The organism is Streptomyces sp. L2 (genome assembly GCF_004124325.1).
Classification (GTDB): domain Bacteria; phylum Actinomycetota; class Actinomycetes; order Streptomycetales; family Streptomycetaceae; genus Streptomyces.
In genome coordinates, this window is sequence record NZ_QBDT01000002.1 from 29,399 (window position 1) to 54,174 (window position 24,776).

Annotated in this window: 14 protein-coding genes and 1 pseudogene; 3 read left to right on the forward strand and 12 right to left on the reverse strand. The window is 65.2% G+C overall.

Annotation, left to right across the window (positions count from 1 at the left end; genetic code table 11):
- Positions 1–905: 905 nt before the first annotated feature.
- From ccrA to DBP14_RS34975, 10 genes and pseudogenes are all read right to left on the reverse strand, one after another.
- On the reverse strand, positions 906–2,240 hold the full coding sequence (ccrA, locus tag DBP14_RS34930; RefSeq protein WP_129312419.1) for a crotonyl-CoA carboxylase/reductase: 1,335 nt from the start codon (positions 2,238–2,240) through the stop codon (positions 906–908).
- Positions 2,241–2,519: 279 nt separating this feature from the next.
- Positions 2,520–3,524: a 3-oxoacyl-ACP synthase gene (locus DBP14_RS34935; RefSeq protein WP_129312263.1), complete on the reverse strand. Its 1,005-nt coding sequence runs from the start codon at positions 3,522–3,524 to the stop codon at positions 2,520–2,522.
- Complete coding sequence (locus DBP14_RS34940; protein ID WP_129312264.1) at positions 3,521–4,591, reverse strand: zinc-binding dehydrogenase; 1,071 nt, start codon at positions 4,589–4,591, stop codon at positions 3,521–3,523. The genes DBP14_RS34935 and DBP14_RS34940 overlap by 4 nt, the downstream gene beginning before the upstream one ends.
- On the reverse strand, positions 4,588–5,571 hold the full coding sequence (locus DBP14_RS34945) for an acyltransferase domain-containing protein (protein ID WP_129312265.1): 984 nt from the start codon (positions 5,569–5,571) through the stop codon (positions 4,588–4,590). Before DBP14_RS34945 ends, DBP14_RS34940 begins: the two co-directional genes overlap by 4 nt.
- Positions 5,568–5,834, reverse strand: a complete 267-nt coding sequence (locus tag DBP14_RS34950) for an acyl carrier protein (RefSeq protein ID WP_241741374.1) — start codon at positions 5,832–5,834, stop codon at positions 5,568–5,570. The genes DBP14_RS34945 and DBP14_RS34950 overlap by 4 nt, the downstream gene beginning before the upstream one ends.
- A gap of 90 nt (positions 5,835–5,924) precedes the next feature.
- The gene (locus DBP14_RS34955) at positions 5,925–6,995 is read right to left on the reverse strand and encodes a ketoacyl-ACP synthase III (RefSeq protein ID WP_129312266.1); all 1,071 of its coding nucleotides are present in this window, start codon (positions 6,993–6,995) and stop codon (positions 5,925–5,927) included.
- 119 nt (positions 6,996–7,114) lie between these two features.
- A complete protein-coding gene (locus tag DBP14_RS34960) occupies positions 7,115–8,227 on the reverse strand; it encodes a beta-ketoacyl-ACP synthase III (RefSeq protein ID WP_241741375.1) in 1,113 nt (370 codons plus the stop codon).
- 861 nt (positions 8,228–9,088) lie between these two features.
- Positions 9,089–9,874 (reverse strand): hypothetical protein, encoded by a 786-nt coding sequence (locus DBP14_RS37170; RefSeq protein ID WP_241741376.1) that lies wholly within the window; start codon positions 9,872–9,874, stop codon positions 9,089–9,091.
- A 766-nt stretch (positions 9,875–10,640) separates the two neighbouring features.
- Positions 10,641–10,846 (reverse strand): annotated as a pseudogene (locus DBP14_RS37175) (IS5/IS1182 family transposase); the annotation flags it as partial.
- A 492-nt stretch (positions 10,847–11,338) separates the two neighbouring features.
- Positions 11,339–13,930 carry an SdrD B-like domain-containing protein gene (locus DBP14_RS34975; protein WP_129312269.1) on the reverse strand — a complete coding sequence of 864 codons (2,592 nt, stop codon included), beginning with the start codon at positions 13,928–13,930 and terminating at the stop codon, positions 11,339–11,341.
- A gap of 920 nt (positions 13,931–14,850) precedes the next feature.
- Here DBP14_RS34975 and DBP14_RS34980 point away from each other — a divergent pair.
- On the forward strand, positions 14,851–16,638 hold the full coding sequence (locus DBP14_RS34980) for a hypothetical protein (RefSeq protein ID WP_129312270.1): 1,788 nt from the start codon (positions 14,851–14,853) through the stop codon (positions 16,636–16,638).
- A gap of 154 nt (positions 16,639–16,792) precedes the next feature.
- Here the strand turns inward: DBP14_RS34980 and DBP14_RS34985 are convergent, their stop codons facing one another.
- Entirely contained in the window at positions 16,793–19,456 is a 2,664-nt protein-coding gene (locus DBP14_RS34985) for an SdrD B-like domain-containing protein (RefSeq protein WP_164992565.1), read from the reverse strand.
- An 823-nt stretch (positions 19,457–20,279) separates the two neighbouring features.
- Between DBP14_RS34985 and DBP14_RS34990 the strand changes: the two genes are divergently transcribed.
- The gene (locus DBP14_RS34990; protein ID WP_129312272.1) at positions 20,280–20,693 is read left to right on the forward strand and encodes a hypothetical protein; all 414 of its coding nucleotides are present in this window, start codon (positions 20,280–20,282) and stop codon (positions 20,691–20,693) included.
- 281 nt (positions 20,694–20,974) lie between these two features.
- On the opposite strand, the gene DBP14_RS34995 is transcribed toward DBP14_RS34990, so the two are convergent.
- Entirely contained in the window at positions 20,975–21,568 is a 594-nt protein-coding gene (locus DBP14_RS34995) for a DUF11 domain-containing protein (RefSeq protein WP_129312273.1), read from the reverse strand.
- Between the two features lie 410 nt (positions 21,569–21,978).
- Between DBP14_RS34995 and DBP14_RS35000 the strand changes: the two genes are divergently transcribed.
- Positions 21,979–24,687 (forward strand): SpoIIE family protein phosphatase/ATP-binding protein, encoded by a 2,709-nt coding sequence (locus tag DBP14_RS35000; protein WP_241741377.1) that lies wholly within the window; start codon positions 21,979–21,981, stop codon positions 24,685–24,687.
- The last annotated feature ends 89 nt before the right edge of the window (positions 24,688–24,776 follow it).

The following is a 24,776-nucleotide window of genomic DNA, read 5'->3' on the forward strand; positions in this document are numbered from 1 at the left end:
TACATCGCCGCACGCCCAGCAGCCTTGGAACGCCGGCCACCTTCCGACTCTCCCGCCCCCTGGCCCAAAGGTGCGCCACACACCGCACACCGGTCCGACATGGCACACCACCCACCCCTCTCCCACACCACCCGTAACCCCTATTTCGCGATGTTATGCCTGTTATATACAGTTTGGGCCCCGGCCGACCCGTCAGAAGCCCACCGAGTTCGACGCGTGGCCCCGCAGTGGCCCTTCGCTTCCTCGCGCGGACAACCACTGATAAGCGGGGCCCAGAACGCCCCCGGCGGATATCTGAGGTCTGTGCGGGCGTCCGGCAGTGAACGACAGGCGCCTACCTCGTGCCGGTCGTCGCCGGACAGCCACTCGGCCGCAACTGCCGTGCCTGCCCCTCCAGGAGGCCGCCAACGTGAAACGTCGGATCGAGAGCGCCTCGTGTGCCTGCCTGGACTCTGAGGTGTGCCGACCGGCAGCACAAAGGTGATGTGACGTCCCAGGCCGCCCCCTTCCCGCGCCCCTATGGGCAGGCGTTGAAGGTGGGCTGCGCCACAGGAGAAATCCGCGAATCCCGCGTGCGCAATGAGCCGCCCTCGGGTCCTGGTATGGAACCGCGACCATGTGCTTTGGTGAGACTCAGCCGCTGCTGACGGTTCTGCCCCAGCGGCCACACCAGCGTCATGACCTGCGGCACTCGGAAGGGCAGCTTCCCTGCCGTTACTTAATCGATGCCGCGAACAATATGAGATTCGACCGGATCCTCTTCGCAGCCAGCGAGGAGGATCACTGGCGGAGACTCCGGCCGCGTACCATACGCCTCGTTCGCGGCAGATGGATCATTGGTGAGAGCATTATCCGTTTTCGCCTGGCTCTCGCCACTGTCTCTGTGAATCCGTATATCCATGGTGTCAGCTCCGGAAGCGGTTGATGGCGTCGATGTGCTTGGCCCGCATCTCGGGGTCGCGCACGCCGAGGCCTTCCTCGGGGGCCATGCACAGCACGCCGACCTTGCCCTGGTGCAGGTTGCGGTGGACGTCGTAGGCGGCCTGGCCGGTGTCCTCCAGGGAGTACACCTTCGACAGGGTGGGGTGGATCTTGCCCTTGGCGATGAGGCGGTTGGCCTCCCACGCCTCGCGGTAGTTGGCGAAGTGCGAGCCGATGATCCGCTTCAGCGACATCCACAGGTAGCGGTTGTCGTACTCGTGCATGTAGCCCGAGGTGGAGGCGCAGGTGGTGATGGTGCCGCCCTTGCGGGTGACGAACACCGAGGCGCCGAACGTCTCGCGGCCGGGGTGCTCGAAGACGATGTCGATGTCCTCGCCGCCGGTCAGCTCGCGGATGCGCTTGCCGAAGCGCTTCCACTCCTTGGGGTCCTGGGTCTGCTCGTCCTTCCAGAACCGGTAGCCCTCGGCGTTGCGGTCGATGATCGACTCGGCGCCCATCGAGCGGCAGATCTCCGCCTTCTGCGGCGAGGAGACGACGCAGATCGGGTTGGCGCCGCCGGCCAGGGCGAACTGGGTGGCGTAGGAGCCGAGGCCGCCGCTCGCGCCCCAGATCAGGACGTTGTCGCCCTGCTTCATGGCGGCGCCGTTGCGGGAGACCAGCTGGCGGTAGGCGGTGGAGTTGACCAGGCCGGGGGCGGCGGCCTCCTCCCAGCTGAGGTGGTCCGGCTTCGGCATCAGCTGGTTGGACTTCACCAGCGCGACCTCGGCCAGGCCGCCGAAGTTGGTCTCGAAGCCCCAGATGCGCTGCTCGGGGTCGAGCATGGTGTCGTTGTGGCCGTCGGAGGACTCCAGCTCCACCGACAGGCAGTGGGCGACGACCTCGTCACCGGGCTTCCAGGCGTTGACGCCCGGGCCGGTGCGCAGGACCACGCCGGCGAGGTCGGAACCGATGATGTGGTACGGCAGGTCGTGCCGCTTGGTCAGCTCGCTGACCCTGCCGTAGCGCTCCAGGAACCCGAACGTCGAGAGCGGCTCGAAGATCGAGGTCCACACGGAGTTGTAGTTCACGGAGGAGGCCATCACGGCCACCAGCGCCTCGCCCGGACCCAGTTCGGGCAGCGGCACCTCGTCGAGGTGGAGGGACTTGCGCGGGTCCTTGTCGCGGGTCTGCAGGCCCGCGAACATCTCCGTCTCGTCCTTGTGCACGGTGATCGCGCGGTAGGACTCGGGGAGCGGCATGGCGGCGAAGTCGGCGGACGTGGCGTCCTGCGACTGGATCGCGTCGAGGATGTCCTTCACGGTCACGGTGTTGCCTCCAGGCCGTCATCAGGGCTGCGGCGGGGCGAAATGATCCTTGTCCCAGAAGCTGCTGGCAGCGTCACCTTGGTCACGCAACTCGCAAGCACTTCTGCCTCGATCACATTTCGGTAATCGCTTTCAGGAACATCGGTACCCACCACCGAATACTTGTTGCAGCGCCTGCCGCAAACGCGGGACTTTCAGATCCCGAATGTGTGGAAGATTACCCACAAGGGCAATATGTATGAACCCGCTCCACCTTTTCCCGACAGCAACGGGTCACACTTGCAGGAGCACTGCCTCCAACTGCATACCCAGGCTTACTCCCGCGATTACCAGGTACTCGGTAGCGACGCAGTCGAAGACGTGGGCTAGGTTGACAGGGTAGGTCGCAGAAATCATGTGCCCGAACTCTGCGAGCGTGTCAACGTATGTCTTCGGACCAATGCGCTCGGCCCAATGGTCGAGGAGGATCCGCACGCTCTGGTATGTGATCAGGGTGATCTGATCTCCCCTGATGTCATGCCTGGCGAGAATTCTATTGACGAGTTCGGGGATTCCGTCCTTGATCCACGAGGACACCACTTCAACACCGGACTGGTTGAGCTCGAGGGTCGGGACAGGCATCCCTGTTCCATCAACAGGCAGTTGTCGACGGGAGTGGACAGTCAGCGGTCGTGTGGCCATGGTGGCGGCCCTGTAGTAGGACGTGTTAGCCCTCGTGCCATGGTCGATCACCACGAAGCGATCGGAGGGGCCGATGAGTGTGGCGCCGGCTCCATCGCCGATGCAGGTGGAGTGCCCCTGGCTGTAGTCGATGTGCTGGCTCCAGTTGCTCCCACAAGCCACAAGGCAGTACGTAGCGCTTCCTGAGCGTACGGCCTCAGCTGCATGGACCATCCCTGAAAGGAAATTGGCCTGTTCGGTGTTGATCGGAACAACCATGGCCTCCGGGCCGAGACCGAGGTCGTGGTGGACCTGGTACAGCGCATTCGGTGCGTGGTATTCGGGAACGCTCACGTAGCCGTAGAGCCGGTCAACGTCTTCCGCCGCCACACCAGCCGAGTCGAGCGTGCGCCGGCAGGAGCCGGTCACAAGGTCCGTGATGGATTCGTCCGGCCCGAGGCAGTGGCGACGGTCCAGGTCGCGGAAGAGGACGGACTGATAGATCCCCTGTGCGTTACGCGATGTGTCCAGGCACTGGAAGACAGGGTCGTTGTTGCGTCGTACCCGTCGGGGTAGCTGATAGCCACAGCCGAGCAGGCCTGCGTTACGCTCGCTCACTGGTCCCCTCCGTCGTAGGTGATCACCGGTTTGATGATGTTCTCGCTCTTGCCACGCATCAGTTCAAACGCACGCTCGGCTTCTCTGAAATGGAAGCGGTGGGTCGTCAAGGCAGTGGGGTCAACCTTGCCGGTCTGCAACAGTCGCAGCATGCGGGTCAGGTGTTCCCGCCCTCCTGGCGCCAGCAGTCCACGGATGGTCTTGGCGTTCATGCCCATCCCGAAGGAGACGATGGGAATCGGCAGCGGAGCCTGCGACTCCCATCCGTGGTAGCCGGCATTGGCTACGGTTCCGCCTGGTTTGATGAGTCGCACGCATTGCTCGAACGTCTCATGAGTGCCCAACGCCTCGATCGCGGAGTCGACTCCTTCCGCCCCGACCAGGCCACGGATCTCTTCCACCACATCACACCGGCGGGGGTTGAGCACCACGTCGGCGCCGAAGCGCTCGGAGAGCCTGGCCCTCTCAGGTCGCGTGGCCGTAGTGATGACCAAGCCTGCTCCCAGCAGGCGCGCGCCGATCGTCGCGCACAAGCCCACCGGGCCCTGAGCAATGATCGCTACCGTCCCGCCTACGGGGATGTTGGCGACCTCCGCAGCGGCTATCCCTGTGCTCAACACATCTGTGGCGTACAGGGCTTGTTCGTCGGTGACGTCGTCAGGAATGTGCGCAAGGTTGTAGGAGGCGTCGTTGACGACGAAATACTCCGACAAGTTGCCTTCCCGCTGCGTGGTCCACTTGAAGCCGCCGAGCGCGCCGCCACATTGGGTGCCGTGGCCGCGCTGGCAGTAGTCACAGTGCCCGCATGGTGTCAGGGCCCCCACAACAACCCGGTCGCCTTCGTTGAATCCGGTAATCCTCTCGCCGACACGGTGCACGAGGCCGACACTCTCGTGCCCCAGAGTCCGTCCCAGAGGGATGGCAAGTCCGCCGGCGATGGTGTGCATATCGCTGGTGCAGATACTTGAGGCCGTGGTGCGCACTACTACGTCCCAGGGCCCTGGCTCCGGGACCGGTTTGTCGACCAAGCCCACCTGATTGGTGTCGAGAAACGCCAGCGCTTTCACGAGCCGCACCCCCTTCCGCCGGCGCTGGCCAGGATGCCGCTCCCGGCTTGCCGTCGGTCAGATGCGCGCAAGGGACTGTGCACGCAGGCCAATGGCACAGTGACCGCGGCGGCTTGGGCCAGGCCACCGGGAGGACCGCACTCGACAAAGCAGCTCGCGCCGAGCTGCGCGAGCTCGTGAAGTGCGGCGGTGAGGTTGACTGGCCGGCACAGATTGCCGGCGATGTGCTGCCGCAGGTCGTCCTCATCGCCATACCAGCGACCCGCGCAGGGGCTGAAGACCGGTGTGCGGAAAGGAGACTGCTTGAGCGGCTGAAGCCGTTCTCTGTAGCGGGCTGCCGTCGTGGCGGCTTCGGGATGGTGGGACAGGCATCGCACCATGGGAAGCCGAACGACACGTATGTTGAGTGCCTCCGCAGCCGCCGTCACAGTACGGAGCTCGCTTGGCGGACCACTGACCAACGTCTGCCAGGGGCCATTGCGGCAGGACACCACCACTCGTGTTGTCCCCAACGTATCGAGTATGCGCTGGGTGGCGTCGACTCCCTCGTGCAGCAAGAGCATGCCGCCCGTTCCGTCGTAGTGCCGAAGGACCCCCACCAGCTCACAGACCGCCCGCACTCCGTCCGCCAGCGACAGCGCTCCGGCGACAACGCACGCGGCGATCTCCCCGAAGCTGCAGCCTGCAAGGGCATCAGGTTGAACCTGTTGGGATGAGAGCACGTCGTGAAGGGCTACCGAAGTCGCGAACATGACCAGCTGAGGAGTGCCTTCAGGCAGGGCGCTGCTCGGTACCAGAGGGCCGTGATCCCACCAACCGGCTGTGGACATGGCGAACTCGTCGGCGTAGTGATCGACTTCGTCGAAGATCTCTTTTGCCACGGCCAGCCCGTCCGCGCGTGCGATGGCCCGGCTCAGCGGTGTCCCCACCAGGCTGCCTTGGCCGGGGAAGAGAAACACCCGTCCGATCCCGCCAGTCATGACCTGCCCTCAGCCCTTCCCGCCCTGAGCTGCTCCTCCAGCATCTGAACGGTCTGGTGGACGGTGAGATCCGGCCTGGCATCGCTCTCATCGAGGGGTACGTTCCACTGTTCCTGTAAAGCCAGGAAGATCTCCACCACGGCGAGGGAGTCCAGGCCTAGGTCGTCGAGGGTCGCGGCAGGCTCAATCGATTCGGCCGGGACCTTGAACAGCGTGGTGAGCGCCGCGGTGAACGCGACATGACACTCGGACATCTCAAGCATGGGAATTGCTCCTTTGTCGAGGGGGACTACCCGCGTGCTCAGGCCCCGGCGAACGACGGTCATGAGCCGGCGTCACGAATTGCCGGGGACTTACGCCTCTTGCGTCGCGTACCCGAAGAGGGCTGGGTCGGGGACGGCTGCTCCGCTCCAGGTCAGAACTGTGCTCCCCCACGTCAAGCCCGCACCGAAGGCGACGATGAGGGCCTTGTCCCCGGGTTCGAGCCGGCCTTCGGCAGCCGCCTGGGCGAGGGCATAGGGCAGTGATCCAGCGCCCAGATTGCCCACCCGCTCACCGATCACGATCAGACGGTCTTCGGGCAGTCCGGTCTTCGCGTAGGCCTTGCGCAGCAGCACAGGATTGGGCTGGTGGGAGATGACCACCTTGATGTCATCCGGTTTGAGATCGGCGGAGGAAAGTGCTTGGTCGATCATTTGCGGGAAGACCTCGTAGACGAACATTCGAGCGGCGCGTCCGTCCATCCGCACAGTGTGGGATCGCTCGCGCAATGTTGTCTCGGACGCGGGCCTGCGGCTTCCGCCTCCCGGGATGAAGGCATGTTCGGCTTGCGTGCCGTCGGACGCGAGAGTGATGTGACTGAAGCCCTCCGCTTCAGGAACCCTGCTCAACAGGGTGGCCGCCGCGCCGTCACCGAACAGTGATGCTGTGGCTCGGTCTGAGAAGTCCAGAAAGCGCGAGTAAACCTCGCTGCCTACGACAACCGCATGCTCGATGTCATCGTTGGCCGCCAGCCACTGCTGGGCTACCTTGATTCCGAAGAGCCAGCTGGAGCATGCGGCCGAGACATCCAGAGCTACGGCACGCCGGGCACCCACCATCGCTTGCACGCGGCAAGCGGTTGAGGGGCAGATCTCGTCGGGCGTGGTCGTCCCGACAATGATGAGGCCCAGTTGCTCAGCGCTGAGACCCCCTGAGGTCAGGGCGGCCTGTACGGCCTGGGCGGCCAGGTCAGACGTCGCCTGCTCCGCCTCGGCAACGTACCTCGTCTTGATTCCGGTGCGTTCCAGCACCCATTGTTCCGGCATTCCGACGGCCGCCGCTGTGTCCCTATGCGTGCGAATCAGCGGTGGAAGGTACGCACCGATTCCAGTGACGCCGATGTGGGCAGGGACACTAGCCCCCGCAGCGGTAGTACGGGCCATGAGGCATACCTCGATTCTGGAAGAGCTGTGAATACAGCGGGGCGCACGTCAGGCGATGCCGAATGTTTCGCCGGTGCTTTCGATTGGCCGGCGGATCTTTGCTGCGCCGGTGCAGAGGACTAAGCCATGCTCGAAGGAACTCGCCATGGCTGAAGTTGCTTCGGCTGCGGCACCAGTCCGTCGAGTAGGACCGGGCGGCCCTGGCAGCCAGCCTGACCCTCCGCAGGAAGGTGCAGGGGTACGACGTCTGGCCACGTGAGGGCGATGGATCCCCATGTGAGGCCACCGCCGAAGGCGGTGAGCAAGCTGCGCTCCCCCGGGCGGACGGCCCCTCTTGCCAAAGTGTCGGCCAGGGCAAGGGGGATGGAGGCAGCGGCGGTGTTGCCGACCTTTGCGATGTTGCCGAACCTGTACTGCCGCTTGATGCCGAGACGGTCGCCGACAGCGTCAAGGATGCGTTGGTTGGCCTGGTGGCCGATGAAGGCCCGTACTGAGGCCGAAGGCCAACCGGCGCCATCGAGTACGGTCTGTGATGACGATGTCATCCGCTGCACCGCGTGCCGAAACACCTCTCGGCCTCGCATTCGAAAGTACCGCTGATCACGCGGAGTTTCACCGTCAGACGCTGGGAGACGAGATCCTCCCGCAGCAATCGCGATCAGATCGCTGCCGGCGCCGTCACTGCCCAGATCGACAGCGTGGACCGCCCCCGGCTCCCCTAGGCTGGCGCTGCGCAGTAGAACAGCCCCCGCCCCGTCGCCGAAGATCACTGCGGAATCACGATCCAGCGGATCGATGATCGAGGAGTAAACCTCGGCCCCAATCACCAGCGGCCGAGCGCATATGCCGGCCGCTACCAAAGCACAAGCCGCTGCCACGCCGTATACGAAACCTGAGCAGACTGCCGAGACATCGAGTGCCGGCACGTTCGGAAGTCCCAGACGGTGGGCCACTTCTGGTGCAGTGGCCGGACAGGGACGGTCGGGAGTAGTGGTTGCCAGCAGAACGAAGTCCGCGGTCTGCCCTGCGGATGCGAGCGCGGCTGCCCCCGCGGCAACCGCCAGGTCTCCTGTGCTAGTCCCCGCCTGAACCTTCCTACGCTGCTCGATACCGGTGCGCGAACGGATCCACTCGTCCGACGTGTCCAGATGGCCGACCAATTCCTCGTTGTCGACCACATGCGCCGGCAGGCACATGCCGGCACCACAGATTGCCGCAGTCAGACCCTTCACAGTCCCGTCCTTCCAGACGTACGTCCTCGACCTGTGCGCAGCATCCGATCAGCGCAACAGAGCCACTGACGGCCTCCGTTACTTCGCCCGCGGACGCGAGGTGCCCGACGAGTACAGCCTCCCCGCGACAGACCCAGCAAGCTGCCGAAGCCAGCAATGACGGGCACTGACCTGAGTGTTCGTGCGATTGTGAAAGAAGCACGCGTGTCGCCCTGACGGAATGCGGCATCCACGCGGTGTTCGGGGCCGTCATCGGCCCGCGGTTGGCGAGGGTGCAGAGCCTGTCGCGGCAGATGTTCAGCCAGCTCCAGGAGAGGATGCTCCTGCTCGCCGACCGGATTTTTACGGTTTTGAGGTGTGGCAGCCCGCTGCGCCACCAGCGCCGACCTGCTGTGGCGGGTGAGCACCAGCACGGCCCTGCCGGTGCTCAAGACCTCCCCGACGGCTCCTGCCTCAGCTCGGTCGATGCCGAGCCCGACGGCAAACGACGCCGCAATCCCCTTCCGTTCGGGTCATCGCATAGGCCCTGGCCGCAGGCGCAGAAGCCACCGTCTACCGTCTCCTGACCACGGTGTGGACCCCGACCAGGACTCCTTCATCCGCAGCCTGCGAGTCGTGCGCCGCCAACTCCCGCCCAGGCGGTGCTTCGCCCCCGGCAGACTCGTCCGCTGACGGCACACCCGGGCTGAGATCACCGAACGCCTCCTGTCCGCGCGGCGTCGATGGACCAGCCCCTGCGTCGCAGCTGTATGGCCTGGTCGCTATCACCAAGGGCCGACGTCCATTTCACGGGATCAAGAACTGCGGCTGGGTAGCGTTCTCATGCGCGGATTCGCTCCTGGAACCGCAAATCCAGCGAGTTCAGCGAAGGAGGTACGCCTGGTCGAGGAGTTGTCGGGCAATACGGTGGCGTTGGTAGGGCCGGAGACGCATGCTCATCGTGGACAGGTAACGCGTGGCCCGAGTGGAGCTCAGGGTGGGATAGGCGGTGAGGAAGGCTTGCCAGTGAGTCAGGGCCTTTTCGAGATGTCCGCTACGTAGGTAGGCTTCGGCGAGACACGCTCGGGTCAGGCAAGCAGCCCGGTATTCCGTCGCTGCGCGCAGACGCAGGGACGTGGTTAGGGCATTCACAGAGGCGGAGTGGTCACCGAGGACACTAAGCGCCTGAGCTCGTTGGTAGTACATGGCACTGATCGGGTAGGCAGTGAACGGTCCAATCGGTGCGTCAGCGCGCCCGTGAAGGTGTTCGGCTCGCGTGAGCGCCTCCATGGCAGCCTGCCGGTCATAGTGAGCCAAGAGCACAGCGTAATGAGCTTGAGCGTATGCCTGGACGGCCGGAGGAGCGTCATTGGCGTGAAACACTGCCTGTTCACTGAGACGCAGCACGGCCGGTGAGCGATGGCCCAGCTCATAGGCATGAGCAGCCATGGTGCGCAGAGCTATGGCGAGCGTGACGGAGTCACCGGCGTCAGCCGCGAACCTGGCAGCTACGCGATGAAACTGCTGGGCTCTGCCGCTGCGACCGCTGTCCGCAGTCATATTGCCCAAGAGCAGGACCAGTCGTGCAGCTGCCGAAAGCAAGTTGCGGCGGTCCTGACCGTGCGACGGGAAGTACAGAACGGGGATGACACGATCTGCGACGAACATCGACAGCGCTGACCTGATCGACTGCCCGCCATATGTCTCGGCTCCCGTATAGAAAAGATGTGACATCCCATGCCATCGATTGGCAATGGGCGGAACTCGCTGCGGCATGGTACGAGGCCTGGCCGAAGCGGCCTCGCACATGGCACGAGAGGGCCCGATCTCATCAGGCACGTACAGAGCTGCGAGACTGAAACTGCTTGCGCCCTCCAGCAGTTGCGCGTGGTCGATCTCAGCTCCGGTGAGTTGTACCAACCTGCGTACAGGATCCGCCTCCCACGCTGGGTCCAGAACCGCTATCGGAGTATGCGTGAGGCCAGCGTCTCGGGCCGATACAGGACGACCGAGGCGGCGGGAAAAGCACTCCAGAAGCAGCGCTGGTATGGGCGGGCGGGGTTGGGCGCCGGCCAGCCATCGCCGCACCGCAGTATGGTCGCAGGACAAGGACAGGCCCTGCTCGCCCCCCAAGGACCGTAATTCATAGGCCAGCTGAGCTTGACTCATCCTGGCTGCGTCAAGGAGCGCCTTCAGACGGAGATTGGGGGTACGGCGGGTCCCGTTCATCTCACGACTCCACTCCTGGTTACCAGCCGTGTGAGGTTGCACGGATCCTCGCTGCGTGCAGACACCAGCCACGGCACGACGGCGCATCAGTGATACGTGTACCCTGAACGCCACCGCAGCTACGGAAGGGAATCGGCCATCTATCCTTTTCGGAAGGCCTGTTCGCGAAGCTGCTCCCAACTGCAAGCGATCGCGAGTTTGTCGGTTTGTGGGCCAGGCCGCGCCACCGTTTGCCGCCGTTGATGCACCGCCCGACGGTGTTGTACTGCTTGTAGGTATCCGCATCAAAGGCGGGCGGGCGCCAGCCTTGGCCGCCCCGCCGCAGACAGAGGCGTGTCTGGTCGGACGGCTGCGGGATGACCGGGTGTATCTGGCGGCGTCGAGGTGGTTGCAGATCGCACCCGATGAGTAAGGCAGTAGGCACGGTCGACCCGGACCATGGCGGGGGCGGGCCTGGGGCCGTCCAAAGCCGCTCCTGGGCACGCGCATGCGGGCTGTCTCGGTCTTCGGCCTCCTTTAACGGGCGCCGACGGCGTGCTGGTGGGCCTGGACGAGGGCGGAGTCGACTGAGCCAGCCGGAGACGCTGCGGTTGGTGCAAGGAGCGCTGCGGAACGGTGGCGGTTCCGGTCGTTGGCCTGGACCGCAGTCGGTGGCAAAAAGTGAGTTGGCAAAGGCCAGCAGTGTCCCGTCGAGAGGCGTCTCAAAGCCACACGGGACCGCTATGCAGAGAGCCTGAGGGCAGGAATGCCCTGGCCGCACAGCCGCCTTCACCTGGCATCCGGACCTTGTCGAGCGACCGTATCTGCAAACCCACCCTGGTTGGATCGATCGGTCCCTCCCCATAGAACTGGGGAGGGACCGATCAGTGTCTGGGTGAATGGATCAGCCTGAAGTTCGTTACGTTACAGGGCGGCTCCGGTGGTGTGGCGTCGGCGGCGGTAGTAGGCGGTGCCGAGGCCGGTGAGGACAGCGAAGGCTGCCGCGATGCCGGGGTCGGTCAGGGGGATGCCGGGGATGTCGGTGGTGACGCAGGAGTTGTTGTTCTGCATGTTCGGGTCCTGCTCGTTGCCCTTCACGGTGGCGCAGTTGTCGAGTTTGGCGGGGCCGGTGGCGGGGGCGAGGCCGCGGACGGTGATGGTGTGGCTCTCGCCGACCTTGAGGGGGCCGCCGGTGCAGGTGAGGGTGCCGGCGCCGATGCCGCAGCCGGCGTCGGAGGTGTGCGGGTTGAGCATGCCGGCGGGCAGCGGGTCGGTCACGGTCCAGCCGGAGGAGTCGTTGGGTCCGTTGTTGGTGACGATCAGGTTGTAGACGACCTCACCGGCAGGATCGACCTTGGCGGGGCCGACCTTGATGATCGACAGGTCCACACTGGGCTTCTTGAATCCGAAGTCGGCGCCGTGGTCGTTCTGCCCGGCGCCGGCGGGGTTGACCACGACGGCGGGGAAGGGGTTGCCGTCCGGTTCACCGCTGGAGTCGATCTGGTCGTCGTCGCCCTGGTTCGGGCGGGTGGGCACCCAGCCCTGCAGCACACCACCGGCCGCGTAGTCGTCCGGGTTGTCCATCTTGATCGTGTACGTGCGGCCGTAGACCAGATCCGCAGCACTGACGTTCTTCGTCACCGTGGAATCGAAGTAGTACTCACCACGGCTGTTCGTGACCGCCGTACCGATCTTGTTCCCGTTCGCGTCGTACAGGTTCACCGTGGCACCCGCCACCGGCGCCTCACCAGGATCCTGGATCCCGTTCTCATTGGTGTCCTGCCACACCCGGTTACCCAACTGCAACGGCGCCTGATCACACAGGACTTCCATGTCACCGATGCCGCGAGCCTTACCGAAGCCCTGGTTCAGGTAGAGACCGCCGCTGTTGTCGGTCTCGTTGACACGGGCGCCGGTGGTGCGGTCGAGCCACTGCACACCGTGCCCGGTGACCGGGTCCGCGATGGGGTCTTCCGCGACCATGGGCAAAGAGGTCTCTACCTTGTCGAGGGCCACTGAACCTTCGGCCGTCTCGTCATGCCAGGACACCCCGCCCGTCGCGGCAGTGGGGTAGTGGTCGCCCGGGTAATACTCGCGGACGTCCAGGGGCTGGAGGCCGCCGTTGGTGGCCAAGGTGGCGTTGTTCTTGCAGCCGCCGTTGGCGTCGAGGATGAACATGTGGTTCCCGCCGCGGCAGGCCCGGTTGATGTCACCGGCGTTCAACGCGGTCGTTGCCGGGAAGCCGGGGAAGCCGGGCAGGTTCCAGCCGGCTCGGTCGACGAATCGGTCGGCGAAGCTGACGACCATATCGCCGTTGGTCTCGAAGTCGATGTCGGACAGCTCCGGCTCCGGGTTCAGGATCGAGCCGGGTGGACAGGTGAGGCCGTCCTGGGTCGCGGGCCGGATGTTGCTCCACGGGTACCAGGTGTGGGCGGCACAGAAGTCCGTCCTGGGCGGCACCCAACCGTAGTGGGGGTACGTCATTGGCTGGTCCATGACGGTGTTGGTGAACTGGCCCGTGACCGGATCGAATTGCCGGACGACGGCCCGCAGATCGGCCTTGTTGCCGGTGGACTGCGCCGAGCAGACGCCGCCCACATAGACCTTGCCGTCCTGGATGCCCAGGCCGAAGGGACGCCAGTCGCTGTTCGCGGCGCAGCCCGGGTCGGGGATGGAGTAGGAGGCCTTCGGTGCGGCCGCGGTGGCCTGCGTGGCGTCGTAGCGGTACAGCCTGCGGTCGTGCAGGTTGACCACGTACAGGTCCTTGCCGTCCGGGCTCACATCCAGGTCACCCAGCGACTCCTTGCCCACCACCGGGTTGAACGCCAGGTCCATGTCGGTGCCCGGGGTGTGGGCGGTGGTGCCGGGGTTGGGGACCTGGGTGAACAGCGTGGTGCCTCCGGTGGCCGGGTTGGTCCGGTAGATCGCGCCGGGGCCACCAGGACCGTATTTGGTACCGCGCTTGGCATACGCGGACGTGAAGAGCTGCTTGGTCACCTTGTTGTAACCCAGGCCCCACATGGTGCCGGTATCGGCTTCGGTCGCCTGATCCGTGACCAGGGCCGGGTTCGCGACAGCGTCTCCGCGTGTGTTGAACGTGAACGTCGACAGCGTGCGCTTGGTCGGCGGCGCCGCAGTCGGAATGTCGGCGTTCTGGCAGACAGCAGCCAGGGTGGCGTTCTTCTGGCAGTAGTCCTCAGGGCTCCAGAACGAGGTGGTGACCTCCACGTTCTTGCCCGCGGACAGGTCCACGAACTCCACATTCGACGACAGCACCCGCGGATCCGTCAGATCCGTCCGCGCCGAAGCAGCACCCGGAAAATACACCTTCGCATCCGGGTTCTTCACCTCAATACGGTACTTACCACCACTCAACGCCGTCCCCGGCGACAACTTCACCGTGCCGTCCGCCTGCGTCACGCCGGTGACCGACCGGCCCTCATCATCGGTCAGCGTCACCGTCACACCAGCCCAGCCCGGCTCCAGCGCCTGATCCCACTTCCCGTTCGCATTCACCTCCCTCACCACACGAACCGTCGCCGAACCATCCCCCGCATCAGCCGACGCAGGCGACACCGCGGCCAAGAACCCCACCGCCCCCATCGACACCGATAACGCCGCCGATAACCCCAAAGACATCCCACCGACCCAACGCCGGCGCTGCCGCAGCTCCATACCAACCCTCTCAGCCAACCGTTCCAAACAGGCCCTCTACGAACCAGATGCATCCGTGAAGATCCATAAAGGCTGATCACGTGACGTTACGGTGAACCGAATGGATGATTTCCTCCCCTATCGGGCTCGTGCACAGCGTCGCTTCGCGCGCCTTCGTGGCGACGGCAAATGGTTCGGGCTCATTCCCGATCACGGAAGATGCGCCGATGGCCAGTGACAGCACGAACGAGCCAAGGCACCGAGGTGGCGGCTGGGCCGGTGCCGGCCGAGTCCATTGACAAACGGCTCATCGATGAGTTGGTCGGCCGTGTTCAGGCAAGCTCCCGCCGGATCGCCCTGGACTTGCCAGCCTCTCGCGCGCGTGCACCGACTCCACATCCGCGCGCAGGCTTGCGCGGCCGGCTGCCGCATCTCCGTCAGCACCGCCCCCCCCGCCTGCACGATGGCCGTCATCCATCTGCTCGTTGACCGCGTGCCCGCCTTCTGCGGTCCTGGCGCGAAGACGACCCCGACTATTTCCCGCGGGGCGGCACCCGCCGAGTGAGACCGGGTCGGCGACGGGCGGGCCGACGACTCTCGCACGCCCTGCCGACACCGGCTGAACGTGCCGCTGGACCGCGTCCCAAACCAGTGACACCGTGAAGTACTCAGCGCAGGGTGTCTTCCGGTACACCGTGCTGCAGGCCGCAACTAATACTGAGGGAGCTGGTGTCTCCTGGGCTGCCGGCCCATATGCGGGTGGCGGCTGGGAGCCTGGCGTCATGCAAACGCTGCGTCAGGTCGGTAGCTGGGTGAGCCCGATCAAGGAATCGCTTTTCGGAACGAGGCCGAGTACCTCGTATCCGACCGTCTCCGGCAACACCATCCACGACCTCGTCTGGGGCGTGGCAACCAAGTCCAGCGATGACCGCTTCGAATATCTACATGTTCTAAAGCCGCCATCCCACACGACACTTAGTCTTCCAGTGCCTGAGGACGGCACAGTCTTCGGACGCGCCACTCTGCTCAAGGACGGTACCCCCGTAGCCCTCAGCCAGGACACGAAGGGGGTGCGGCTGACCATCCCGGGATCATGGGATGCCAACGACACAGTCATCAAACTGACCGTCGCAGCCCAGCATCAGCCAGCTGAAAAGTCCACCTACATCGACGACGTCAGCAAGGCCATCGGATACAGCGGAGCCTGGCAGTACTCCGGAGTCGGAAAGGCGTGCTCGGGGGGAGTCTTGTGCTACTCACTCGGAGACTGGTCATTGTCGGATTGGCGCCAAGAAGGTGACATTGAGGACGACGTGCATACCGCGAGCAGAGTCGGCAACAGCTTCACCTTCGCCTTCAATGGCACCGGGATCGACTACATCGCTCCCAAAACACCGAGCGCCGGTACCGCCACCGTCTACCTCGACGGGGTGAAGCAGGGAACTGTCGACGCTCACAGCGTAGGCGGCTACCAGCGTCAGCAGGTGCTGTTCCGCATGAAGGGACTACACAACGGGCGGCACACACTCAAAGTCGTACTGACCGACGGTTCGGAGATGAATCTGGACGCCCTCCGCGTCTACTACGCCGGCTCATACACCTCACCGCCTTCCGCACCCGCACCGACCACCCGGACTGTCACCAGCACAGACCGCACGATCACCTACAACGGTGCCTGGGCCACCACAGCGGACCAGAACGCGGGCAGTCACTGGGACGTCGTGACGTCGAGCGTCAATCCCGGAGACAGCTTCGAATACACCTTCAACGGCACCGGCATCCACTACAACGCCCCCACTCAGCCAAGCGGCGGCACTTTCGACATCTACATCGACGGCATCCTGCGAGGCCAGGCTCCCACTCACAGCACCACGCGTACGCCAACACACACCATCTTCGCCATCACGGACCTGCCCATGGGACAGCACACCTTGAAGGCTGTCGCAGCGAGCGGTTCCTCCTTCCCCCTGCAATCCCTGACCATCGACAACCCCGCGGCTGGCCCCAGCAGCTACGCCTGGTGCGCCCCCGAAAACGGTGGCTGTTCCTTCACCGGCTCCGCCACTGTCGCCTACGGGGCCGACGGCCAGTACGCCATCAAAACCACTGCCAACGGCACCGACTGCAACAATGCCATTTTCGGTGACCCCCTCCCCGGCGTGGCCAAAGCCTGCTACGTCAAGTACCAGGACATGAAACTCAACGACAGCCACAACAGCATTCTCTACCAAGGCTCCTGGCAGGTCTCCACCGGTCGTGGAGCAGGCGACTACAACGACGACGTTCACTTCACCCGTACCGTCGGAAACTCGTTCACCGCCAAGTTCACCGGTACCGGCGTCGAATACATCGCTCCCAAGGCCCCCGTCTACGGTGACATCGACATCACCGTCACTGACACCAACGGCAACATCGTCAGACAGCAGAGAGTCAGCGCCGTGGCACCCAACTACCAAGCCCAGCAAACCCTCTTCAGGGAGACCGGGCTGACGTACGGTAACTACGCCATCAGGGCAGTCATGCGAAGCGGAACCTACTTCCAACTCGATGCACTACGGATCCACAGATAGCCCCCCGTTCGCGGTTCCAGAACGAGGCGAGGCTCCTCGGGCGAAGCTCGGTGCGTGAGAGCACCGGCGCCACGACCAGGATCCTCGCCTCGTTACGAACCCCCTACTGACCAGCGTTTTCGCCTTCAAGGGAGGTTTTGGGAGAGAGATTGCCTTACAGCGTCGTCCTCCCAGCGGTGCGGCGGCGTCGGAAGAGGAGGCCGGCGAGACCGAGGGCGGCTGCGGCGGCCGCGCTGCCGATCGCCGGGTCGATCATGGGGATGCAGTTGACGGTGGTGATGGCGGTGTCGGTGTTGTTGTTCATGTCGGGGTCGGGTTCGTTGCCCTTGACGGTGACGGTGTTGTCCAGCTTGACGCAGTTGCCGTTGGTGCGACCCGCGATGCCCCGGACCTTGACGACGTGGCTGGCGCCGACGGCAAGCGGACCGCCGTGGCAGGTGAGGGTGCCGCCTGCGATGGTGCAGCCGTCACTGGTGGTCGTGGGGTTCATGAGACCGGTCGGCAGTGGGTCGGTGAGCGTCCAACCCGTCGACGGTGAGGGGCCGTTGTTGGTGACGATGAGGTCGTAGTCGACCTGGCCGCCTTCGGCGACTTCGGAGGAGGGGCCGGCGACCTTGATCACGTAGAGGTCGGACGCTTGGCGGAAGCCGAAGTCCTTGCTGTGATCGTCCTGGCCGGGACCGCCCAAGGTCACCGTAGTGCTGGGGTACGTGCTGCCTGATGACGTGACTCCGTCGGAGTCGGCCCGTGGGTCGCCGCCCTGGTTGGCGTTGGTCGGGTTCCATCCGGCGAGCGGGCCACTGGCGTAGTCGACGGGGTTGTCCATCTTGACGGTGTACGTGCGTCCGGGCACCCAGTCGGCCGGGTTGACGTTCTTCACCAGGCTGGCGTCGAAGTAGTACTCACCGCGCGCGTTGGTGATGGTCGTGCCGATCTTCTTGCCGCCGGCGTCGTACAGGTTCACCGTGGCGCCCGGCACGCCCTCTTCGTCCGGGTCCTGGATGCCATTGTTGTTCTTGTCGTACCAGACGCGGTTGCCGATCTGCGTCGGCGCCCGGTCACACAGCGCCTCAAGGTCCCCGATACCACGCGCCTTGCCGAAGGCACCGCTGAGGTAATCGCCGTCCGTCGCGTCGTTCCGGGTGCCTGCGGTGCGGTCGACCCACGCCACGCCGTTGCCCGTCGCGTGGATGGGGTCAACCGCGGTGAAGGGGATGGTCCCCTCTACCTTGTCGACGACCACGCCGCCCGCGCTGATCTCCTGGTGGATGTCCGTAAAGGCGTAGTCGCCGGGGTAGAACTCCTTGACGTCCGGGCTTTCCCCGCCGTTGTTGGCCGGGGTGGCGTTGTTCTTGCAGCCGCCGTTGCCGTCCAGGACGAACAAGCCGCCGGCTCCGGGGCAAGCCCGGTTGATGTCACCACCCGGGAACACGTTTGTCGCGGGGTTGGTGGGGGTTGCGGGCAGGCCTTGGCCAAGAAGGTCGGGGAAGCGGTCGGCAAAGCCAACGACCATGTCGCCGTTGGTCTCAAACTTGATGTTGGTGAGCTCCGCCTCCGGGTTCTGGATTTGATCCGGCGGGGATCCGGCGGTGCAGTCCTTGCCGTCCTGGGTCCGGGGCCTCACCTCGGTCCATGGATACCAGCCATTGCCATCGCAGATGGACCCGTTGACGGCAGGGTTGACGCCGCCGCGAGGGAAGTTCAGCGGCTGGTCCATGACTTTGCCGGTGAAGGTGCCCGTGGCCGGGTTGAAGGTCTGCACGACCGCACGCATGTCGGTCTTGCTGCCGGTTGACTCCGCCGAGCAGACGCCGCCGACGTACTCTGTCCCGTCCTTGTGGCCCAGGCCGAAGGGGCGCCAGTCATCCACGGATGCGCATCCCGGATCCGGGATGGGATACGACGCCTTCGGGGCGGCCGCGGTGGATTGAGTGGCGTCGTAACGGTAGAGCTTGCGGTCGTGCAGGTTGACGACGTACAGGTCCTTGCCGTCCTCGGAGACATCGACGTCACCCAAGGACTCCTTGCCCACCGCCGGACCGAACGCCTCGTCCATCAGAGCGCCGGGGTTGTGTGGGGTGGTGCCTGGATTCGGGACAGTGGTGAACAGGTGCGTCTGCTTGGTTGCCGGGTCGGTCTGGTAGACCGCGCCGGGGCCGTCGGGGCCGTATTTGGTCCCGCGCTTGGCATACTCACCGGAGAAGAGCTGCCTCGTCACCTTGTTGTAGCCGATGCCCCACACTGTCCCGGTGTCGGCATTGGTCGCCAGGGTGGTGAGCTGGTTGTACTCGCCACGCGCGTTGAACGGTAACGACGTCAGTGTCCGGCTGGTGTCCGGAACAGGAGTGGGAATGGTGGGGTTCTCACAGGCCGTGACGAGCGCGACGTTCTTTTGGCAGTAGTCTTCCGGCCTCCAGAACGAAGTCGTCATCTCGACATTGCTGCCGCCCGAAAGATTGACGAACTCGACATTGGACGAAAGAGTGGTGGGGCTGCTCAGATCGTCCTTGGGCGAAGCGAACCCGGGGAAAAGCGCGCCCGGTTGGGGATTCTTCACCTCGATCCGGTACTTGCCCCCAGTCAGGCTGGTGCCCGGCGACAGCCGCACCGTGCCGTCCGCCTGCGTGGTCCCGGTGACCGAGTGCCCGGCGGTGTCGGTCAGTGTCACCGTCACTCCGGCGATGCCCGGCTCCAGTGCCTGGTCCCACGTGCCGTTGGCGTTGACCTCCTGCACCACTCGGACGAGCGCGGTTCCGTCTCCCGTGTCGGCCACAGCCGGCGCCACCACCGCAGCCAGACCTGTCATCCCGAGCGTCACCGATAATGCTGAAGATACTGCTAATGACAACCTGTCAGTTCGCCGCCGGCAATCCTGCCTGCCCATGAAATCCCTCTCGTTGGGTCACCGTTCGGGCGCGCGTTCGCGAAGCACCCATAAGAGGTAGATAAGTTCAGCGATGTAATATGACGGACGGATGATCAGCTACCTCTGCATGGCACCCGAATGCAGTAGATGCGAGGCCCGTAGGTGCGAGGGCCGTAGGTGCGAGGGCCGCACCAACGCGCTCCGGGGCGAAGAGGCGGGCGTCGATGACAAGGGCGACGGGGCGGGCCGCCTCGGCTTGCCAGGTGTGCGCCGCGCGCGGGCCCGTTTCGTCGTGGGCCCCGGTGCATACGTGGCGGCGGCGGGACCTTGATCCACGGCTCGCCTCGCCGGGTGGTCACGGTCACCCCGCCGGCCGTGCCGTCCACCAGCGCCTGGGTGCCGCTGGAGCAAGCGTGCTGGTGTCGCCGGGGGCGTCGTGGGCGGCATCGGTAGAGCAAGGCACGGATTCACCCCTCGCCAATTCCGCGCCAGCCCCGACGCCTTTGACTGGCCGGCTGTCATTCGCTGGGGGATCTGTTGGGGGATGCGGCACAGTGCCAACCCCAACAGCGGCGTCAGCCTGCATGCCACAGGCGCAGGCCTTTGACGGAGCTGAGCCTCTGCCTTCTGTTAATTACACTTCATCCGGCGATCACCGATAACATATAACATCGGAGGTTCAGTTCAAGGCACCTCAACCGCAACAGGCATCATTGGAAACTCCGCGCAGATCGGCCTCACTGGCACCGCCGAAACAACTGGGACCATCAAAAGGGTGGAACAGACATGGGCCCCGGCCAGTAATGCAGCAACTTCATCGACTATTGATGAGACGGACACCGGCAGGACGTGGCAAACTACCATTGACAGTGGTTTTACGGTTCAAGTAAGCGCCCCCGCGGGTGACGTACTCACCATGGGCTACCAGGAAACCGGGGAACGGGTCCGAGGCACCTTGACTGTTCCTGGCACCAGCAAATATGTGAAGAACGTGGTGGTCGACGAGCCCTCGATCATGGAGGCAAGCTCCTTCGTGGTGCAGACCTATACCGCCCCCAGGGGAGCCTGCATCGACAACCGGCCCACGGGTCGCGCGGCAGCCCAGCCAAATGCCGGTGTCTTCTCGCCCGCGGCGAACATGACGCCTCGGGAAATTGTCTGGCAGCCGGTTGAGCGGTTGGGGCGCTGACTGGGCCGCGGATGGACCCGGGATGCCGTACGGCGGTCGGTCCGCGGACTGCGGCAGGGTGATGCGATCAGCCAGTCCTGGCGCGGCGTGTGGTCAGCCGCCGCGGGCCGGCCGACGCCGACGCCACGTTCCGCGTGAGGTGGCCCTCGATCCGCGTGAGGTCGCCCTCGGCATCGAGGCCGGCAGTGACCGCGCCTGGCCACGCGGCAAGCGGACCGACGCCGAGAGCCGAGATGACCGGGACGCGGGCGAGATGACTGGGCGCGGGCGGAACCGAAGGGTCAGGCTGCGGTACGGCGACGGATGAGGGAAGCTGCGGCAACTACCGTCAGAGCGAACGATGCCGCTCCCATGGCCACACCGGAGTTGACCACCGGAACGGCTTCGACAGGGACGGCGTAGGCGGAGTTGTTCGACGTGTTGCCGTCCGGGTCATTTCCAGCCACGATGGCCCAGTTCAGCGTACCGGAAAACGGATCGCCGGTGACATCGATGGTGGTGCTGGCGCCCGCTGCAAGAGGCCCACCGGTGCAGGTCAATGCCTTCTGGTATTGACCGCCGTGACTAAGGGTGGCCTCGATTTTGCAGCGCGGGTCGGTAGAGTTGAGATTGCCCGGTGCCTGAGTGTCTGCGACGCCGTTCATCGGATCCCGGACGGTCCATCCAGCAGACGCGTCGGGGCCGTTGTTCTTAACGGTAATCGTCCAGTGCGACTGACCGTCACTCGTAAACGGGCCGGCTTTCGTGAGGGACAGGTCAGCGTTCACGTCCGCAGCGGCAGCTTCCGGGGCTTGCAGGAGACCTAACACACCTCCTGCGGTGCCGCCGATCATGAGCGCGATGCGCAGCAGATGACTCGGGAGTTGCTTCCTCATGCGCCTTACCTACAGTCGTCGGGGCTGATGACCCGCCTCTCGGCTGGTTCATAGACCTAGATGACTGGAAGCAATTTTCATGACGATCGGTTAGTAGGATTGAGTTACTGACATCTGCTCGTCAGTCCCTCTTGAGTGCACGGCCTCTCGGGGCGCTCGCGGTTGTCGCCGTTCATATCACCCCACCCCCGGACGCCTCATGGCCAGCGACCGGGAACCGGAAACGGTAGAAAGATGATATGGACGGAGTTTCCGGTCAACCTGAACGCAGACTGCCCGATGCGGCTGGCAGAGCCCATGACCCCGGCCGGAACCCTCGTCCGGGGCATAGGCACGAAGGGCGACCGAAGCAGGGCGGGTCTCGTCATCGACCAGAGGCGTGGCAGCGGCGACCGCGCTCGCTGCTGAGCGTGCGCAGCCTCTCCGGGCAGGTCTTCCTTCTGCAATCGGCGGTAGCGGTATTGCTCCTCGCGTCTGCGCTGGCGGCCTTCGTGGCGCAGGCTCAGCGCGACAGCATGGCGGACGCCCGGAACCGGACGCTTACAGCAGCGCAGGCATTCGCGAACTCACTAGGTGCCGTACCGTCATTGAACAACCCCAACGCGGCCGCGCTGCGTCAGCAGCGCGCCGAGGCCGTCCGCAGGGCCGCCGGCATCGATGCCGTCCTCGTGTCCAGGCCCGACGGGGGCACCCTCACTCGCAGCGACCCGCTTCAGGCTGGGAGACACATCGTCCGGCCCCACGTGAAGCAGGCAGTGGGCAAGCCGTTCACCCGGACCTTCCAAGGGCCTAGGGGGCTTTCCGTGTTTTCCGCGGCCCCTGTCCGGGCTCGCGATGGATCCGTCGCCGCCATCGTCTCCGCTCCTGTCACGTTTGAGAGGGCGCAGCACCGAGTGAGCCGGCAGCTGCCGGTCCTGTTCGCCGGTGCTGCCGCGGCCCTCCTCATCGCCGCGGGCGGATCGATCCTGGTGAATCGCCGGTTACGGCGGCAGACCCACGGCCTTGGTCCGGCCGAGATGACCCGGATGTACGACCACCACGAGGCAGTGCTGCACGCCGTACGGGAAGGAGTGTTGATCCTCAGCGGCGACGCGAGGCTGCTGCTGGCCAACGACGAGGCGCGGCGGCTGCTGGATTTGTCCGCGGACGCGGAGCAGCGCCACGTCACCGAGCTGGGCCTGGGGGAAGATCTGACCGAACTGCTGGCTTCCGACCGCCCCACCACTGATGAGGTGTACTTCGCTTCCGGCCGGCTGCTCGCGGTCAGCAAGCGACCCACGGCACCTCACGGCCCGGTCGGCAGCGCGGTGACACTTCGGGACACCACCGAGTTGTGGTCTCTGTCCAGTAGGGCCGAGGCGGCACGCGAGCGTTTGAAGCTGGTCTATGACGCAGGCGTACGGATCGGCACCACACTGGACATGAAGCGGACCGCGGAGGAACTGGCGGAGGTAGCGGCGCCCTGGTTCGCCGACATCGTCACTGTGGAGTTGCTGGATGTGGTTCTGCGGGGTGAGGAGGCCTCCGCCGCGGCCCCCGGCACCACCGAGATGCGTCGTACAGCGATCGCTGGACTGGACGCGGAGGGTCTCCTCCACCCTGTCGGCGAGCTGATCCGGTTCGCGCCAGACAATCCCGTCGCGGTGGCGATGACGGGCCGGCGATCGGTCCTGGTGGACCTGAGTACCTCCGACGGCTGGCGCGCCGAGCATCCCGACCGTGCCCAGCGGATCCTCGACCAGGGCGTCCACTCCCTGCTCGCGGTTCCGTTGCGGGCCCGCGGCGTAATTCTGGGAATGGTGGCCTTCTGGCGGGCGAACGACTCCCCAGTGTTCCAGGACGAAGACGTCTCCATCGCCGAGGAGTTGGCCGCCCGGGCAGCGGTGTGCATCGACAACGCCCGCCGCTATACCCACGAACACACCATGGCCGTCACCCTGCAGAACAGTCTTTTGCCCCGCAGCATCCCGGAGCACTCGGCCCTCGAAGCCGCCTACCGATACCTGCCGGCCCAGGCAGGGGTGGGCGGGGACTGGTTCGACGTCATTCCGTTGTCCGGCAATCGGGTGGCGCTGGTGGTCGGTGATGTCGTCGGTCACGGCCTGCACGCCGCAGCGACGATGGGCCGGCTGCGCACCGCCGTGCTCAACTTCGCCAGCCTGGACATGCCCGTGGAGGAGCTACTGGGGCGGCTGGACGAACTGGTGGCCCAGATCGATGCCGAGGAGACCGCCGTAGCGGACAAGGGGCAGATGATCACCGGGGCAACCTGCCTGTACGCCGTCTACGACCCCGTCTCCGGGCAGCTGGCCCTCGCTACCGCAGGCCATCCGGGACCGGTGGTGATCCGTCCCGACGGAACCGTGGACTTCCCTCAGGTGCCCGTCTCCCCGCCCCTGGGAGCGGGCGCCGGCCTGCCTGTCGAGAGCACCGAGCTGACGGTGCCTGAAGGTTCCCGGCTGGTGTTCTACACCGATGGGCTGATCGAATACCGTGACCGCGACCTGGACACCGGACTTCAGGCTCTGCGCGCTGCCCTGACGGGACCCGATCGCACCCCCGAGGCGACCTGCGCGGCGGTGATGGAGGCCATGATGCCGGAGCGCCCCAGGGATGACATCGCACTGCTGGTGGCCCGCACCCGCCAGCTCGGCCCCGAGCAGGTCGCCGAGTGGCCTGTTCCCTGCGACCCCGCGGCGGTGGCACCGGTACGCACGGCCTGCGCTCGCCAACTGACCGAATGGGGCTTGGAGCAGGTGACCTTCGCCGCCGAGCTCATCCTCAGCGAGCTGATCACCAACGCCATCCGCTACGGCACCGAGCCCATTGGCGTGCGGATGCTCCGCACCATGCCGAACAGCGCCTCGACCCCGGGCACCCTGATCTTGGAAGTCTCCGACGACAGCAGCACTTCGCCCCGACTGCGCCGGGCGAAAGACACCGACGAGGGCGGCCGCGGGCTCTTCCTGGTCGCCCAGTTCGCCGAACGCTGGGGTACCCGCTACACCTCCACCGGCAAAGTCATCTGGACGGAACAGTCTCTCAGCGACGGCATCACACTGGAGCCAGAAGCATCCGGTGAGGAATTGCTTGCCCAGTGGGATGACACGACTCTGTAAGCGGCACGATCCGCCAGATTGCCGACGGTCCTGGATTCTGGCCCCCGTTCCAGGCCTGGCCTGCGAGCACAGCCATGCCCAGGTCCTTC